General features: G+C 33.4%; 13 protein-coding genes and 1 pseudogene. 9 read left to right on the top strand and 5 right to left on the bottom strand.

The window, feature by feature from the left end:
• Nucleotides 1–161: 161 nt before the first annotated feature.
• The 4 genes and pseudogenes from IAI56_RS09320 to IAI56_RS09305 all read left to right on the top strand — a co-directional run.
• Nucleotides 162–713: pseudogene (locus IAI56_RS09320) on the top strand (HEPN domain-containing protein); the annotation flags it as partial.
• A gap of 237 nt (nt 714–950) precedes the next feature.
• The gene (locus IAI56_RS09315; RefSeq protein WP_187657609.1) at nt 951–1,757 is read left to right on the top strand and encodes a DUF695 domain-containing protein; all 807 of its coding nucleotides are present in this window, start codon (nt 951–953) and stop codon (nt 1,755–1,757) included.
• Nucleotides 1,758–1,897: 140 nt separating this feature from the next.
• A complete protein-coding gene (locus IAI56_RS09310; protein WP_187657608.1) occupies nt 1,898–2,365 on the top strand; it encodes a hypothetical protein in 468 nt (155 codons plus the stop codon).
• Nucleotides 2,366–2,540: 175 nt separating this feature from the next.
• A complete protein-coding gene (locus tag IAI56_RS09305) occupies nt 2,541–2,813 on the top strand; it encodes a hypothetical protein (RefSeq protein ID WP_187657607.1) in 273 nt (90 codons plus the stop codon).
• Nucleotides 2,814–2,853: 40 nt separating this feature from the next.
• Here IAI56_RS09305 and clpB read toward each other — a convergent pair whose 3' ends face one another.
• Nucleotides 2,854–5,442 carry an ATP-dependent chaperone ClpB gene (gene clpB, locus IAI56_RS09300; protein WP_187657606.1) on the bottom strand — a complete coding sequence of 863 codons (2,589 nt, stop codon included), beginning with the start codon at nt 5,440–5,442 and terminating at the stop codon, nt 2,854–2,856.
• A 240-nt stretch (nt 5,443–5,682) separates the two neighbouring features.
• Between clpB and IAI56_RS09295 the strand changes: the two genes are divergently transcribed.
• The 4 genes from IAI56_RS09295 (at nt 5,683) to ytxJ (ending at nt 7,860) form a co-directional block, all read left to right on the top strand.
• Nucleotides 5,683–6,309 carry a Crp/Fnr family transcriptional regulator gene (locus tag IAI56_RS09295; protein WP_239106960.1) on the top strand — a complete coding sequence of 209 codons (627 nt, stop codon included), beginning with the start codon at nt 5,683–5,685 and terminating at the stop codon, nt 6,307–6,309.
• 66 nt (nt 6,310–6,375) lie between these two features.
• The gene (locus IAI56_RS09290) at nt 6,376–6,903 is read left to right on the top strand and encodes a heme-binding protein (protein ID WP_187657605.1); all 528 of its coding nucleotides are present in this window, start codon (nt 6,376–6,378) and stop codon (nt 6,901–6,903) included.
• A gap of 19 nt (nt 6,904–6,922) precedes the next feature.
• Nucleotides 6,923–7,327, top strand: a complete 405-nt coding sequence (gene uraH, locus IAI56_RS09285) for a hydroxyisourate hydrolase (RefSeq protein ID WP_187657604.1) — start codon at nt 6,923–6,925, stop codon at nt 7,325–7,327.
• Between the two features lie 143 nt (nt 7,328–7,470).
• Entirely contained in the window at nt 7,471–7,860 is a 390-nt protein-coding gene (ytxJ, locus tag IAI56_RS09280; RefSeq protein WP_187657603.1) for a bacillithiol system redox-active protein YtxJ, read from the top strand.
• 42 nt (nt 7,861–7,902) lie between these two features.
• Here ytxJ and IAI56_RS09275 read toward each other — a convergent pair whose 3' ends face one another.
• The 4 genes from IAI56_RS09275 to thrA form a co-directional block, all read right to left on the bottom strand.
• Nucleotides 7,903–9,087, bottom strand: a complete 1,185-nt coding sequence (locus tag IAI56_RS09275) for a hypothetical protein (protein ID WP_187657602.1) — start codon at nt 9,085–9,087, stop codon at nt 7,903–7,905.
• Nucleotides 9,088–9,123: 36 nt separating this feature from the next.
• Nucleotides 9,124–10,410: a threonine synthase gene (thrC, locus tag IAI56_RS09270; RefSeq protein WP_187657601.1), complete on the bottom strand. Its 1,287-nt coding sequence runs from the start codon at nt 10,408–10,410 to the stop codon at nt 9,124–9,126.
• A gap of 72 nt (nt 10,411–10,482) precedes the next feature.
• Nucleotides 10,483–11,409 carry a homoserine kinase gene (locus IAI56_RS09265; protein ID WP_187657600.1) on the bottom strand — a complete coding sequence of 309 codons (927 nt, stop codon included), beginning with the start codon at nt 11,407–11,409 and terminating at the stop codon, nt 10,483–10,485.
• A gap of 258 nt (nt 11,410–11,667) precedes the next feature.
• On the bottom strand, nt 11,668–14,115 hold the full coding sequence (thrA, locus tag IAI56_RS09260; RefSeq protein ID WP_187657599.1) for a bifunctional aspartate kinase/homoserine dehydrogenase I: 2,448 nt from the start codon (nt 14,113–14,115) through the stop codon (nt 11,668–11,670).
• Nucleotides 14,116–14,507: 392 nt separating this feature from the next.
• Between thrA and hutH the strand changes: the two genes are divergently transcribed.
• Nucleotides 14,508–16,010 carry a histidine ammonia-lyase gene (gene hutH, locus IAI56_RS09255; RefSeq protein WP_187657598.1) on the top strand — a complete coding sequence of 501 codons (1,503 nt, stop codon included), beginning with the start codon at nt 14,508–14,510 and terminating at the stop codon, nt 16,008–16,010.
• Nucleotides 16,011–16,409: the final 399 nt, after the last annotated feature.

Raw genomic sequence — 16,409 nt, 5'->3', positions numbered from 1 at the left:
ATTTAAATGAGTTAGTTATAATTTTAACCCAAAAAAGAATTTATGCCTTCAAATTCATATTTAGATTTTTTAGAATTATTAGAAGATGTTGATCAGCTTTGTAAAACACATTATGATTATAGTAAAGGAAAAAAAGGTAAAAAAAATTAGGCTTCTTAACCAGAAGTTCAATAGTTATGCTTTGTGCTGCATGGGAAAGATATACAGAAAATATTTTATTAGAATGCATCGATAAAATACTTGAAACAAATATTGAAGCAAGTTCATTACCAAAGTATATTAAAGAATATATTAGTCAAAAGGTAAGAGAAAGTAAAAATGTTATTTACCCTATTGAACTTGCAGACAACGGGTGGAAAAATTTATGGAAAGGATATGCAATTAATGAAACAAACGCATTAAATACGCCTAATTCAGAAAACTTAAATAAGCTATTTAAAAGATTTTTAGGAATAGAAGATTTTACTCTGATGTGGCATCAAAAATCCCTTTTAGAAATTAATAATTTTATTAAAACACGAGGCGAAATTGCTCATAATGGAAGTAAAGCCAAATATGTAAAATTTTCAACACTTCTAAAAAGCATTAATACTATTACCGATAATACAATTCAAGTTGATTATTCGCTGTCGCAATATTTAAAAACAAATTATGGAGTATCTGAAACGTGGAGAGAGAGTTATTATAGAAAATTATCATCTTATAACAGATAAAAACCTTAACTAACAGTGTTAGCTGTTGTTTAACCATCAAAATCTCAAAATAATTTAAAAAAAGATAAAATTTTGACCTCTTTTATCCCGAAGCATCGGGAGATTTAAAGAAGGTTTGTTTTTTTAGATGAACTAATAACTATTTTAGTATATTTGAAATGAAGCGTGTGAAGTTTTTTCACAGTCTGCCGTTAGTTGTAAGTGTATCTCACGAAACTCAAAATATTTAAAATACAGATGTTTAAACAAATAATTTTATTTATATCAATGGGAATATTCGGAAATTTATTCGGCCAAAAAAATCATACTGAAAATTTTGAATTTTATCACAGAATAGAAAATAATTTAAAACAATTTGTTGTCGTCGATACTGGCTTAAATTCAATTATTCCAATAAAGTCAAAACAAAATTTATTAAAAATATCATTTCAAATGCTCAATATTGATGGCGAAGGATTATGCTCATCCGAAGAGGAACTCGCAGAGTTTGGAGAAATTGAAGACAGAATGATTGAAAAACTAACCAAAGATGAAATATTTGTTGGGAGAATAACTTCAAACGGTTTAAGAGATTTTTACTTTTATACGAAAGACAAAAAAATAGAACTTGTTTTTCAAGATATTTTAAAAAAATATGAAAAGTTCAATGCTAAAATAACTTTTGAAGTTGACGAAAATTGGAATAAATATCATAAACTTTTATATCCAACAGACGAAGAGTTTCAAAAAATTGGAAATAGAAATGTTCTTGATAATTTAGAAGAAGGTGGTGACAAATTAACTTTGGAACGTGAAGTATTTCATTGGATATATTTTAAAACTGAAAAAGACCAAGAAAACTATATTAAAGAAGTTGAAAAATTAAATTTTAGCGTTGTTGCTAAAAATAAAATTAAAGATGAATTTCCATATCAATTACAAATCAAACGTGTAGACAATGTAGACGAAGAAAGTGTTAACGAATATGTTATCCAATTGTGGAAACTAGCTTCAAAATATAACGGAGGTTACGATGGTTGGGAAACTAGTATTGAAAAAGAATAATAGAATTGAAAACAACACTAGCCAGATTTAAAGGAGGTTTGTTTTTTTAGATGAACTAATAACTATTTTAGTATATTTGGTAGAAGGATTGTGAAGTTTTTTAACAGACTGACGATGACAGTAACTTTAAACCGTGCAAAATGACACCATTACAGAAAATTTCAGATTGGTTTTTAAATCTAGATTATGATATTCAAAATGAATTATTATGTCTTTGTCACTTATTTCATTATGAGAATGAAATTGCAAAAGAATATGATGACGAAAAAAGAGTTAAAAACTTTGTTTCATACTTAAATGTTGATACTAAAGATACTTCTGAAATTGTTACAAGAACACTTTTCGCAACTCAATTATTTGATTTTGCATTTATTGGAAGAAATACAGAAGCTGGTTGGGATAAATCTCTTGACAACAATTTAGATGTAAAAAACTCATTAATTGAAAAAGGAATAAATTCTAGCTTCATTGATGATATATTATCGGATTGGCAACACCGAAAATATCTATGGATAAATCTCTCAAAATCATGGGAAGAAATGAAAACGGATCATTTAACCATTGAGAAAGTTAACGAATGGTACTTATATTCAATCTTAAATAAATAGAAAAGCTACTGCTAACAAAGAATTGTGCTTAAAAACAAATAAAAGGAAACCTCTCCATAGGCGATTTTAGTGAGTTTTACTTTCAGATGTAGTTTAATCTCAACTAATAACAACTATTTCAGTATATTAGGTAAAAAAAGATTGTGGAGAAAAATTATTTAAAAAGAAATTTAAGATGTTAACGGAAAAAGAGTTAGTTGATATTGAAACCCGCGCCAATCAAACCCAAAATGGACCATGGAAAGCTTATATAGAGGGCAGAGATCATGAAAGTGGCTCAAATTTTATAATGACTGGTGTTGAAGAAAATCGTGGAGAAGATATTGAAATGATTGGAGCAACAATAGCCGACTACGAATTTATTGCGAACGCTAAACAAGATATTCCTAAATTAACAGCTCAAATTAGAGAATTGAGAAGGAAGCTGGAAAAAAAAGCATTACCCTAAACTCAGGATAATGCTTTTTTAAAAAATGATTTGTATAAAATTATTGGTTTCTAAAAACCAGTTTTCCATCAAAACTGTCTAGCAGTACAATGCTTTCGGTTTTAATATTGCCGGATAATATTTCTTTGCTCAACTGGTTTAAAACTTCTCTTTGAATAACACGTTTTACTGGGCGCGCACCAAACTCAGGATCAAAACCTTTTTGGGCTAAATAGTCAATGGCTTCTGGAGTGGCATCCATAGTAATGTTTTGATGTGCTAGCATTTTTATAACGCTCTTTAATTGCAAGCCAACAATCTGCTTGATATTGGCAGCGGTTAAAGGGGTAAACATTACTATTTCGTCAATTCTATTGATAAACTCTGGACGAACTGTTTGCTTCAATAAGCCTAATACTTCTACTTTTGCGGCTTCGGTTGCGGCTTCGATACTTCCATTGAGGTTTTCAAACTTTTCTTGTATGATATGACTTCCCATATTGGAGGTCATGATGACAATGGTGTTTTTAAAATCGGCCAAACGACCTTTGTTGTCCGTCAATCGTCCTTCGTCTAACACTTGGAGCAAGATGTTGAAGGTATCAGGATGGGCTTTTTCAATTTCATCAAGCAAGATAACCGAATAGGGTTTTCTACGAACGGCTTCGGTTAATTGTCCGCCTTCGTCATAGCCTACATATCCTGGAGGCGCACCAACCAATCGGCTCACGCTGTGGCGTTCTTGGTATTCGCTCATGTCGATACGCGTCATGGCGTTTTCGTCGTCAAAGAGGTATTCGGCTAGGGCTTTTGCCAACTCGGTTTTTCCGACACCAGTAGTTCCAAGGAAAAGGAAGGTTCCGATGGGTTTTTTCATGTCTTGTAAACCGGCACGACTTCTGCGCACGGCATCGCTGATTGCCTCAATGGCTTCTTCTTGTCCAACCACTCTTTGATGGAGTTCGTCTTCTAGTTTCAAGAGTTTTTCTCTTTCGCCTTGGAGCATTTTCATGACTGGTACGCCAGTCCATTTTGCCACTACTTCGGCAATGTCTTCACGGGTTACTTCTTCTTTAATCAAGGAAGTTCCGGCTTGGTTTTCGGCAAGCTGTTTTTGAAGTTGGTCAAGTCGCTCTTGGGCTTCTTTGATTTTTCCGTAACGTATTTCGGCTACTTTTCCATAGTCGCCATTGCGTTCTGCTTGTTCGGCTTCGGTTTTGAAATCTTCAATTTCTTGTTTTACGTTTTGGATGTTGTCCACTACGTCTTTCTCTGATTTCCATTTGGTAAAAATTTCGTTGCGTTCTTCTTTTAAATTGGCCAAATCTAAACCTAAACCTTTGAGTTTTGTTTCGTCATTCTCACGCTTGATGGCTTCAATTTCAATTTCAAGCTGCATGATTTTTCTATCCAAAACATCCAATTCTTCGGGTTTGGAATTGATTTCCATGCGCAGTTTGGAAGCCGCTTCGTCCATCAAGTCGATAGCTTTATCTGGAAGAAAACGATTGGTAATATAACGTTGCGATAATTCTACGGCTGCGATAATTGCATCGTCTTTAATTCGAACTTTATGATGCGTTTCGTATTTCTCTTTGATTCCGCGCAAGATGGAAATGGCACTTTCGGTATCGGGTTCATCAACCAAAACTTTCTGGAAACGACGTTCGAGCGCTTTGTCTTTTTCGAAATATTTTTGATATTCGTCTAATGTGGTTGCACCAATCGCACGTAATTCGCCACGAGCCAAAGCAGGTTTTAGAATATTTGCAGCATCCATTGCGCCTTCGCCACCGCCAGCGCCAACTAGCGTATGAATTTCGTCAATGAAAAGTACGATATCACCTTCGGCAGAAGTCACTTCTTTCACTACCGATTTTAGTCGTTCTTCAAATTCACCTTTGTATTTTGCACCGGCAATTAATGCGCCCATATCTAGAGAGAAAACGATTTTGTCTTTTAGATTTTCGGGTACATCGCCATCTACAATTCGGTGTGCTAAACCTTCGGCAATGGCAGTTTTACCAACTCCAGGTTCACCAACCAACATCGGATTGTTTTTTGTTCTTCTCGTTAAAATTTGCAATACTCTACGAATTTCTTCATCTCGACCAATTACTGGATCGAGTTTGCCATTTTTAGCCAATTCGTTTAAGTTTTTGGCGTATTTGTTCAAAGCATTGTAGGTTTCTTCGGCTGAAGCAGATGTTACTCGTTCGCCTTTACGCATCTCGGTAATTGCGGCTTGCAATCCTTTTTCGGTTACGCCTTGGTCTTTTAGGATTTGGGCGATTTTGCTTTTGGATTTGAAAATAGCTAAGATTAAATGTTCAATCGAAACGAATTCGTCGTTCATTTTTTTAGCAATGATTTCGGCTTCGTTTAATGTTGTACTTGCTTCACGAGAAAACATTAAATCACCACCAGAAACTTTTGGAAAACTTTGAATAGTACTGTCCAATATTTTCTTGAATAAATCAATGTTTACGTTGAGTTTCTTCAATAGGAAAGGAGTAACGTTCTCGTCAACTTCGAGAATTCCTTTAAATAGGTGTTCGTTTTCCACTTGTTGCTGTTGGAAACTTTGTGCAATTTGCTGTGCTTGCTGCAGCGCTTCTTGCGATTTGATTGTTAATTTATTGATGTTCATTTTTTTTGTTTTGTTGTATTGTTGTTAAATTGTATAATATTCTTATTGTAATTCTTTAGTCTTAATACTTAATACTCAAATCTTAATACTGAAATCTTAAATCTTACTACTTTCCTCTTGACAAGATGTATTCCAATTGATAAATTAGGACAAAATGGCTTGATTATATTTAGAAACACTATTAAAGTTACGACAAATAGTCGGGTTTGATGTCAATTTTTCAGTTTATTTACACTAAATTTGAAAATAGGATATTTAATTACATGCTTCATCGATTATCCTTACATCATCATTATTATGTATTCTGTTTTAGAGAAATTTATAAAAAGTAAAGTTGAAATTGATGCACAATCTCTTGAAAGGATTTGTTCATGTTTTGTGTTATTGAAAACAAAGCGAAATCAAATTCTTTTGGATTATTCACAAGTGTGTAATTTTTATTATTTCATCAATAAAGGAAGCATTCGATTGTTTACCATTTCGAAAGATGGAAATGAAAGTTCGCGATTTTTTGCATTTCAAGGTAGTTTTGCCACTGCTTTACCAAGTTTTATTGATCAATTGCCTGCTGAGGAATATTTACAGACTATAGAAAAATCGGAACTTTTATGCATATCAAGAGCTGACTTTTATCGCTTAGTTAAAGAAATACCGCAATTTGCACAACTATATACTGAAATTTTAGAGCTCGGTTTCATAATAGCTCAAAAAAGAATATATGGTTTTCAAGGTTTTGATGCTTTAGATAAAGTAAAATGGGTAATAAAACACCAACCTCAACTATTGCTTAAAGTTTCCAATAAAATGGCAGCTTCCTATTTGGGAATTTCTCCATCTACTTTGAGTAGAATCAAATCTAAATTATAGAAAACGTTGACATAGAGCAACGTTTTTTTGTTTTTGAGCAATTAATTTTGCTGAAACAAATTTTATATGAAAACGTTGCACTTACTTCTTTTGTTAATACCTTTTTTTGGTATTGCACAAACTAAAGAGAAACCAAAAGAACTTGGAATATCAACTAACACCTATATTCATTCTGTAGATAATTTGACATTATCAGCGTCTTTCGAAATAGTGAAACGTGTTAATGAGTCAGCTCATTTGCTAAATAAAAAAGTAGCCATAGCAATACTTGATGCGTCTGGAACGATTATTTTGCTCACTCGAGACGATGGTGTTGGACCACATAACGCAGATGCTGCAAAGAGAAAAGCTTTCACTGCGCTTTCTACAAAAACGGCTACACTTTCATTATTGCGAAATGCACAACTAAATGATGATACAAAAAATCTAAACACTTTACCCGAATTGCTTTTACTGAGTGGCGGTTCACCCATTTGGTATAAAGGAACTATTGTGGGAAGCATTGGAGTTGCTGGTGGCGGAAGTCCAGAAAATGATGATTTTTTAGCGAAATCGGCAACAATTCAAGAATTTGGAATTACTACATCAAAATAAAAATTTAAAATTAAAAAACATGAAAAACTTATTTACCGTCGCTTTAACGCTTTTTGCTTCAATTATTTTTGCACAAAAAGCAAATTATCAATTGTCTAGTCATATTCTAGATGTTTCAAAAGGAGTTCCAGTTAGTGGCGTTCATATCAAATTGGAACGATATAACGAGCAAAACAAAACTTGGAATTTGGTAGATGAAAAAATTACAGATGTTAATGGCAGAATTACTGATTTTTTAAATTCTGAAAAATCTAACATCGGGATTTATAAATTGATTTATTTTACTAATGATTATTTCAAAAAAAATAATGTTGAAAGTTTTTATCCATTCATAGAGGTAGTATTTCAAATTAAAGATGAAAAGCATTATCATGTTCCGATAACGCTTTCTGCATTTGGCTATGCTACTTACAGAGGAAATTAATTTGCATTAAAACAACATATGTGGGTAATTTATAATTTGAAGAGACCAAAAAAATGATGGTATTAATCACTAGATAAAAACACGTTTTTTAAATAAAGAAGTCTTAATTTTGTAAAATCAATTCAATGTAAAATAAAGGCTTTATGAGTTTATTCAAAAAAATATTTGGTTCTTCCGATGATGAAAAAAAATCTTCAAAAATAGCGTGGAGGCAATTAACCGATTTAGGGTTACTAAATGAAATTGTTGAGTTGTCAAATGAAAAACCAGTCTTGATTTTCAAACACAGCACACGTTGTAGTATCAGTAGATATTCATTGAAGCAATTTGAAAATGATTTTGAATTAGAAGATAGAATCATTCCTTATTATCTTGATTTATTAAACCATCGTGATATTTCAAATGCTATTGCGGAGCGCTTTGGGGTTTTTCATCAATCGCCACAAATTATAGTGATTAAAGATGGAAAAGCCATTTTTGATACTTCTCATGAAAGTATTGATGCTAGGAAAATAGAGCAGTATTTGAATTAAAGCAATAAAAAAAACGCATTGAATTTCAATGCGTTTTTTGTTTTATCTTCTAAACTTATTCCTTGTAATAATGTCTTTCAGTTTGTTTTTTAAATCATTTCCGGTGTCATAAACCATTTGTTCATTGGATGGAAACGGAACTGCTCTTCGTTCAAAGTTTGGATAATATTCTTGTTCGCAAGCTCTTTTATCGCCTTTCAAACGTGAATACATGTGATTGAAAACGAATTCACTTTCCAAAGGAAAAGTTTGTAGCAATTGGTTATTTCTAAAATCGATATAATCTACTTTTGCGTTTACTTGACAGGCTTTGAATTGGGCAAATTCATATACTGTAGCACGAACGGTTCTCATGTCGTCCACTTTAATTGGGTTTCCTAAACTATCTCTAACCACTTGTCCGTTGGCATTTAGTAGATTTTTAACTCCAACTTTTATAACTTTTTCTTTTTGTAGTTCTTTTTCTCTCACTTGTTCTGGTGAAATATTGATTTGACGGAAATTGACAATCATTCCGTAATCATAATCAATTCCTTTTTGACGATTGCTGTGATACACTGTCCATTTATCGTTTAAACCTAACGTACTGAAATCTAATAAATCATTTTCAAGACGAACCGGAATAACCATATTGGTTTCGTTTTTGGTATAAACGCTAACAAAATCAGTTCCTTTAAATCGAGCTTCTTCAATTAGCTTGTCTGTGTCTTTAAATCCTGGACTTAAGTTTTTTAAGTAAACCAAATCATCATACGCACGACGAAGCACGTTTTTATCTTTGTTAATCAAAAGCGCTTTAGAATTGTCATATAAATATTTTGCTAAAGCGTTTTTGCTGCTAACAATTTGGTCTGAATAGTCGTCAAAAGGAAAAATAGCATTTCGACCTTCTTTTAACAATTTTAAAGGTAATAATGGACGAATGCTTTCCTGACGTGAGTTTAATTGAACATAGGTATTGTAAATTTTCTCTAAATTCTGTGGATTGGCATCTTTAAACCAAACGTTGATGTTGCGCAAATCACGTTCTTTGGCTTTGGCAAAGGCTTCTTCGAGCATATAGACATAATCTTGTTTTCCTTTGGCTGTTTTGTTGCCTCGTAAACCTTCAACAGCATTTTGGATTGCATTGTCATAATCGCCAGAAGTCAACATTTCTCTGGTTTGACGCTTGCCGCAAGAAGCTAAAACTAGCAGAAGAACAAGTAATGAAGTAATTTTTTTCATGGGGTTAGATTTTGAACAAATATAAATGTTAAATTCTTAATGCAAAAAATCTTTTAACTCTTCATAGGTTTTAATTTTAATCGAAACTTTTTCTTTGTTTAAAACGCTTTCTATCTGTTTTGGAATAGGTAATTGTAAATCCAATAAAGGTTCAACAATGTCTAAAAACTTAATAGGATGCGCTGTTTCTAAGAAAACACCAATGGAATTAGTTTGTTTTTGCATTTCTTTTTTCAAACCAAGATAACCAACAGCACCGTGAGGTTCAGCGATGTATTTGGTTCGAGAATAAATGTCTTTGATAGTAATTTCTGTTTCGGCATCCGAGAAAGAATAAGAAGAAAAATCCTTTTCAAATTCGTTTAAATCATCATTGTACAATTCTTGAATGCGAATAAAATTACTTGGATTACCTACATCCATTGCGTTGGAAATCGTGGCAACAGATGGTTTCGGTTCGTAGTTTCCTTTTTCTAAAAACCTTGGAACCGTATCATTCGCATTGGTTGAAGCTACAAAATGAGCGATAGGCAATCCTAAGTGTTTAGCCATAATTCCGGCGCAAATGTTCCCGAAATTTCCACTTGGACATGATAAAACAATTGATTTGTTGTATTGTTTCAGTTGTTTGTAAGCAAAGAAGATATAGAACATTTGAGGCAACCAACGTGCAATGTTGATGGAATTGGCCGAGGTTAAGTTTTTGTGGGTTAGACTTTGGTCTAGAAATGCTTTTTTGACCATATCTTGACAGTCGTCAAAAACGCCATCGACTTCCAGAGCTTTAATGTTTTGTCCTAATGTAGTAAGTTGTCGTTCTTGAATATCGCTGACTTTTCCTGATGGATAAAGGATAACGACTTCAACGCCTTTTACGCTTAAAAATCCGCTAGCAACTGCTCCGCCAGTATCGCCAGATGTTGCTACTAAAACCGTAACTTTTTTGTCGGTATTTCGATTGAAGTAACCCAAACAGCGCGACATAAATCGTGCGCCAACGTCTTTAAAAGCCATTGTTGGTCCGTGAAAAAGTTCCAATGAAAACACATTGTCTTCCACAGGAATAAACGGAAAATCGAAGCAAAGCGTTTCGCTTATGATTTTTTTGAGTTCGGTTTCTGGAATTTCATCGCCAATAAATTGTTTGATGGTTTCAAAAGCAATTTCTTCATTGGAAAGCGTTTCGATGTTTTGAAAAAACGAGTCGGGCAGAGGTGTGATTGTCTCGGGGAAATACAAACCTCTATCAGGTGCCAATCCTTTGATAACGGCTTCTTTAAAAGTTACTTTGTGATTTTTATTGTTTAAGCTGTAATAGTTCATTTTTTATTTTTTTTGCCACAGATTTCACAAATTTCCACAGATTTAATTTGTGTGAATTTGTGAAATTTGTGTTTATTTTTTGATTTCGATTACTCCATTCGGATTGATTTTTGAAATATGCATGTCAAATTCAATTCCGGTTTCTTGATAGCTGTTGCTCATGGCATAGGCTACTTTTTCGGCGGTTTCTTGACCTTTGCACAAGGCAAAAATTGACGGTCCAGCACCAGAAATTCCAGCACCTAAAGCTCCGTTTTGTAATGCGTTGTTTTTTACCAAATCAAAGTTAGGAATTAAATGTTTTCGCAACGGTTCAATGACAACATCTTGCAACGAACGACCAAGTAAATTATAATCCTTAGTATATAATCCAGCGATAAATCCGCCCAAATTTCCCCATTGTGTAATGGCAGATTTCAAACTGATTTCAGGTTTTAAAACAGCTCTTGAATCGGAAGTTTTGACTTCAATATGCGGATGAAGTACAACCGCAAAGAGTTCACTCGGACTGTCAATTCTAATCACATCCAACGGATTGTAACCTCGAACTAAAGTAAATCCACCAAGCAAACAAGGCGCAACGTTATCGGCATGTTCAGAACCGCTGGCAATAGCTTCGCCTTTCATGGCAAAATCGACTAATTGGTTTTTAGAATAAGGTTTTCCAAGTAATTCATTTACGCAAAAAACAGCTCCGGCTGCGCTGGCAGATGAACTTCCAATTCCGCTTCCGGCTTTGATTTTTTTATGGATTTCGATTTCAATTCCAAAATCAGGATTGATGGTGTTGTAAATTGCTAAAGCGGCAACTCCGGCTACGTTTTTATTGGTTTCTAATGGTAAATCGGCGCCAGTTATTTTAGAAATTGTAATTCCTTTTTGGGAAGTTTTTCTGAAAATCATCTCGTCACCAATACCTTCCAAACATAAACCTAGTACATCAAAACCGCAGTTTAGATTGGCGATAGTTGCTGGACAGAATATTTTTATTTCGTTCATAGTCATTGTGAAAATTTGTTCTAAATCAATTTTTTTTTGCCACAGATTGCAAGGATTTAACAGATTTTTGCTGCAAATATTCAATACATTTTCTGTTTAACCCTGATTATCTCACTTTGTTAATAATTTTCTTCGGAGTTCGATGAATTTTATTTGAAGTGAAAATCCTTTTCATTTTTATTCAAAAATGAAAAGATTGAAACGAAAAGCAGGAAAAAGGTATGCAAGTTAAGCCCAAGCTTTTCGTTTCAAAAAAAATTACACATTTCCAATTCGGACAATATCGGCAAAAATCCCAGATGCTGTAACGGCTGCGCCAGCACCAGCACCTTTGATGATTAGCGGTTGGTCTACATAACGATCGGTGTAGAACTCGACGATGTTGTCTTTTCCTTCAAGGTTGTAAAACGGACTTTCTTTTGGGATGAATTGCAAGCCAACGGCAGCTTTTCCGTTGTTGAAACTTGCTACAAACTTAATACGACTGTCTTTTTCTTTGGCTTCGATTAATAATTTATTGAAATGAGCTTCGTGGTTAATTAATGAAGCAAAAAAATCATCGTTGTTAGTCGTTTTCATGCATTCGTCAGGAAGGAAACAGTTGTTTTCAATTTCTTCCATATCCATTTGATAACCGCTTTCACGAATTAGAATTAATATTTTTCTAGCAACATCAACTCCGCTCAAATCTATTTTCGGATCGGGTTCGGTAAATCCTTGAACTCCTGCTTCTTTAACTACATCATGAAAACTGTAACTTTCACTAAAGTTATTGAAAATGAAGTTCAAACTTCCTGATAAAACAGCGTTGATACGGTTGACTTTATCACCAGAAGCAATCAATAATTTCAGGGTATCGATGATAGGTAATCCTGCGCCAACATTGGTTTCAAATAAAAATGGCGCGTTGTATTTTCGGGATAAATCTTTAAGGTTTTTGTAGTTGTTGAATTCAGATGAACAGGCAATTTTATTGCAGGTTACGACAGCGATATTTTTGGATAAAAATTGGTCGTAAATTCCGGCTACATCATAATTTGCTGTGATGTCAACAAAAATACTGTTGCGAAGATTGAGTTCTTTTACACGAGAAATGAAACTTTCTACATTGGCAGTTTCGCCATTATCTAAAGCAGTTTTCCAGTCTTTGAGATTAATTGCATCTTCGTCAAAAACCATTTTTCGTGAATTGGCTAACGCAATAACTCGAACGTTTATTCGGCGATTTTCTTTTAAGAATTTCTTTTGTTGGTTGATTTGGTCAATGAATTTTTCGCCTACATTTCCAACTCCCATAACGAATAAATTCAATTGCTTAGTGTTGTCTTCAAAGAAGCGTTCGTGTAGTGTATTCAGTGCTTTTTTAACGTCTTTTTCATTGATTACTACCGAAATGTTTCTTTCGGATGCACCTTGAGCAATCGCACGAATGTTGACGTTGTTTTTGCCTAAAGTGCTGAACATTTTTCCTGAAATTCCTTGGTGGTTTTTCATGCTTTCACCAACCAATGCTACGATGCATAAGTCTTTTTCAACGATGCATTTGTCGATTTTGCCTTGAGCAATTTCAAGTTCAAAAGCTTTGTTGATGGCTTTTTCGGCATTTTCGGCATCTGAATTTAGAATTCCAATACAAATGGAATGTTCCGATGATGCTTGAGTAATAAAAATTACGTTAATATTTTCTATAGAAAGTACTTCGAATAATCGTTTTGATGAACCAGAAACACCAACCATTCCAGAACCTTCGAGTGTTAACAATGCGATTTTGTCAATATGAGAAATTCCTTTGATTGGATTGTTGTTTGATGATGGATTGTTTGAAATTAAGGTTCCATTGGCTTCGGGTTCAAACGTGTTTTTGATAAGAATTGGAATGTTATCTTTTAAAACAGGCTGAATGGTTGGCGGATATAAAACTTTTGCACCAAAATGAGACAATTCCATCGCTTCTTGATAGGAAATGGTTTCAATAGGTTGGGCTTGCTTTACGATTTTTGGATTAGCAGTAAACATGCCATTTACGTCAGTCCAAATTTCCAATACTTCGGCATTGATAGCTGCTGCAATAATTGCTGCAGTATAATCAGAACCACCACGACCAAGTGTTGTTGTATTTCCATCGGCAGAAGAAGCGATGAAACCAGGGAAAATTGTAACTTGTTGATTATTATTCTTAAAATAATTATTAATCAATGTATTAGTTTCAGTAAAATTAACAGAAGCTTTTCCAAAATTATTGTCAGTTTTAATGAGTTCGCGACTATCTTTAAAACTTGAGTTGCTTACTTTTTGTTTTAATGCTGTTGCGATAATTTGTGATGATAGTAGTTCTCCAAAACCCGCAACAATATCGGCAGTTCTATTGGATAATTCGCCTAAAAGATAACAACCGTCAAGTAGTGTTTTTAAATGATTGATATTACTATTGATTACATCAATAATTTCGCTTTGTTCACTTAAAGGAATTAATTCATCAATAGCTTCTTTGTGTTTCTTTTCGATTTCGGCTACAATATTTTTGTAGTTTTTGTCTTTTGCGGAAGCTGATTTTCCTGCTAAAATCAATAAATCGGTTACGCCGCTAAAAGCTGAAACGACCACAGCTAGTTTTTTGGATTTACTTTTTTCTGCAACAATATTTATTGTTTTGTTGATATTTTCGGCATTGGCTACAGATGTTCCGCCAAATTTTAATGCTATCATAACTTTTAATGTATACGTTTAGTGTAAATGTTTGACTTGCTCTCTAATGAAAGCATATAAAAGGATTATATGTAAAAATTATACCCCAAATGGGGTTGTGGTAGTTGATGTTGTGCCAACAGTTGATGAAACCATTAAAGTGGTTTTTAGAGAAGAATTATATTTAAAATTGTTGACCATCATTTTTTTCAAATATATAGTATTTATTTTTAAACTTTTACATTAAGAGTAATTTTTGAGGATTTGACAATTGAAAAACGATATAGTTTGTTAAATTTTTAAACTAAATTTATTTTCAAAACTATTTTTGACAATTTGTCAATAAAATAGCTTAAAAATAATTGCTTTTTAACATTCGTTTGCGGAATTTTGGCGTCTAAACCCAATCCAAAATGGAGCATTCGCATTATATTAGTTCTGAAGTATTGACTTTAGAAACATTACAAGAGATAATTTCTGAACACAAAACATTGGCATTGTCAGAAGAAGCAAAAGTTAATATTCAACAATGTCGTGATTATTTAGATCAAAAAATGGCTTCAAATGAAACGCCAATTTATGGAATAAATACTGGTTTTGGCTCGTTGTGTAATGTAAAAATATCGAATGAGAATTTATCCAAACTTCAAGAAAATTTAGTAAAATCGCATGCTTGTGGAACAGGAGAAGAAGTGCCGCAGGAAATTGTGAAACTGATGTTATTACTTAAAATTCAAAGTTTAAGTTATGGAAATTCAGGTGTTCAATTGCAAACAGTGGAACGATTAATTGATTTCTATAATAACGATATTTTACCCGTAATTTATAATCAAGGTTCTCTTGGTGCTAGTGGTGATTTGGCTCCGTTAGCGCATTTATCATTGCCATTAATAGGCGAAGGCGAAGTAAATTATGAAGGATTTCGTCAACCTTCAGGAAAAGTTATAGAAAAAATGGGATGGAAGCCAATCGTCTTGCAATCCAAAGAAGGTTTAGCGTTGTTAAATGGAACCCAATTTATGAGTGCTTATGGTTGTTATGTGTTGCTGAAAGCGATGAAATATTCCTATTTAGCAGATGTCATTTCGGCTGTTTCTTTGGAAGGTTTTGACGGAAGAATTGAACCGTTTAATGAATTAATCCACTACGTTCGTCCGCATAAAGGGCAAGTTGTAACGGCGCAACGAATGAACGAATTATTGGAAGGAAGTCAAATTATTGCTCAAGAAAAAGCTCATGTTCAAGATCCATATTCGTTCCGTTGTATTCCGCAAGTTCATGGTGCTTCGAAAGATGCTATTGATTATGTGAAAAAAGTATTTAAGACAGAAATAAATTCGGTTACCGATAATCCTAATATATTTAAAGATGAAGATTTGATTGTTTCTGGTGGAAATTTCCACGGACAACCTTTGGCTTTGGCGTTAGATTTTCTGGGAATTGCTTTGGCGGAATTAGGTAGTATTTCTGAAAGAAGAACGTATCAGTTGATTTCGGGATTACGAGGTTTGCCAGCATTTTTGGTTGACAATCCAGGATTGAATTCTGGTTTTATGATACCTCAATATACAGCGGCAAGTATTGTTAGTCAAAACAAACAATTGGCAACTCCAGCAAGTATTGATAGTATTGTTTCGAGCAATGGTCAAGAAGATCACGTTTCGATGGGTTCAAATGCCGCTACAAAATGTTTGAGAATTATTGAAAACTTAGAGCGAATTTTGGCTATTGAGTTGATGAATGCTTCCCAAGCTATTCATTTCAGAGAACCTTTAAAATCGAGTGAATTTATAGAAAGCTTTGTAAAATCGTATCGCGAAGAAGTTCCGTTGGTTAAAGAGGACCGAATTTTACATTATGATATTGAGAAATCGGTAGCGTTTTTGGATAGTTTTATGATTGATTTGGAAGAGTAAAAGCTTTAATTTTGAAATTCTGATATTTCAGGTTTTATAATTGGTGGTGGTGGAATAAAAAATAATGATTTATTCATTTCCGAAAAGTCAAATTTTTTGTTGATTGTAGTAAATTGATGCCTTGCTTTTATAGTTTCTAGTATTTTTCCAAGCTTCCAAAAATGAATTGGGCCTTTTCCACCATGGATCTTCAATGATCTTTTTTGGTTATTATTTTTTAATTCAAAAGCATAAGTATTTCCATCTTCAATCTTATTGTTTTCAAAACTAGTTTCGTTTTTGGGGAATGAAATTGTATCTAGAACATTTTGAAGTATTTCTTTATCTTTATCATTTAAAATGGTATATGAAACGGATTCTTCAAATGGATATGTATTAATAAAAAAAAGTGTATCGGAT

It is taken from the genome of Flavobacterium macrobrachii, assembly GCF_014486675.1.
In the GTDB taxonomy this organism is placed as follows: Bacteria; Bacteroidota; Bacteroidia; order Flavobacteriales; family Flavobacteriaceae; genus Flavobacterium; species Flavobacterium macrobrachii.
This window is presented reverse-complemented; position numbering and strand designations above follow the sequence as displayed.

Bases quoted from the DNA above. Each gene is read 5' to 3' on its own strand.
- IAI56_RS09315 (WP_187657609.1), top strand. From the start codon at position 951: ATGTTTAAACAAATAATTTTATTTATATCAATGGGAATATTCGGAAAT.
- IAI56_RS09310 (WP_187657608.1), top strand. From the start codon at position 1,898: ATGACACCATTACAGAAAATTTCAGATTGGTTTTTAAATCTAGATTAT.
- IAI56_RS09305 (WP_187657607.1), top strand. From the start codon at position 2,541: ATGTTAACGGAAAAAGAGTTAGTTGATATTGAAACCCGCGCCAATCAA.
- clpB (WP_187657606.1), bottom strand. From the start codon at position 5,442: ATGAACATCAATAAATTAACAATCAAATCGCAAGAAGCGCTGCAGCAA.
- IAI56_RS09290 (WP_187657605.1), top strand. From the start codon at position 6,376: ATGAAAACGTTGCACTTACTTCTTTTGTTAATACCTTTTTTTGGTATT.
- uraH (WP_187657604.1), top strand. From the start codon at position 6,923: ATGAAAAACTTATTTACCGTCGCTTTAACGCTTTTTGCTTCAATTATT.
- ytxJ (WP_187657603.1), top strand. From the start codon at position 7,471: ATGAGTTTATTCAAAAAAATATTTGGTTCTTCCGATGATGAAAAAAAA.
- IAI56_RS09275 (WP_187657602.1), bottom strand. From the start codon at position 9,087: ATGAAAAAAATTACTTCATTACTTGTTCTTCTGCTAGTTTTAGCTTCT.
- thrC (WP_187657601.1), bottom strand. From the start codon at position 10,410: ATGAACTATTACAGCTTAAACAATAAAAATCACAAAGTAACTTTTAAA.
- IAI56_RS09265 (WP_187657600.1), bottom strand. From the start codon at position 11,409: ATGAACGAAATAAAAATATTCTGTCCAGCAACTATCGCCAATCTAAAC.
- thrA (WP_187657599.1), bottom strand. From the start codon at position 14,115: ATGATAGCATTAAAATTTGGCGGAACATCTGTAGCCAATGCCGAAAAT.
- hutH (WP_187657598.1), top strand. From the start codon at position 14,508: ATGGAGCATTCGCATTATATTAGTTCTGAAGTATTGACTTTAGAAACA.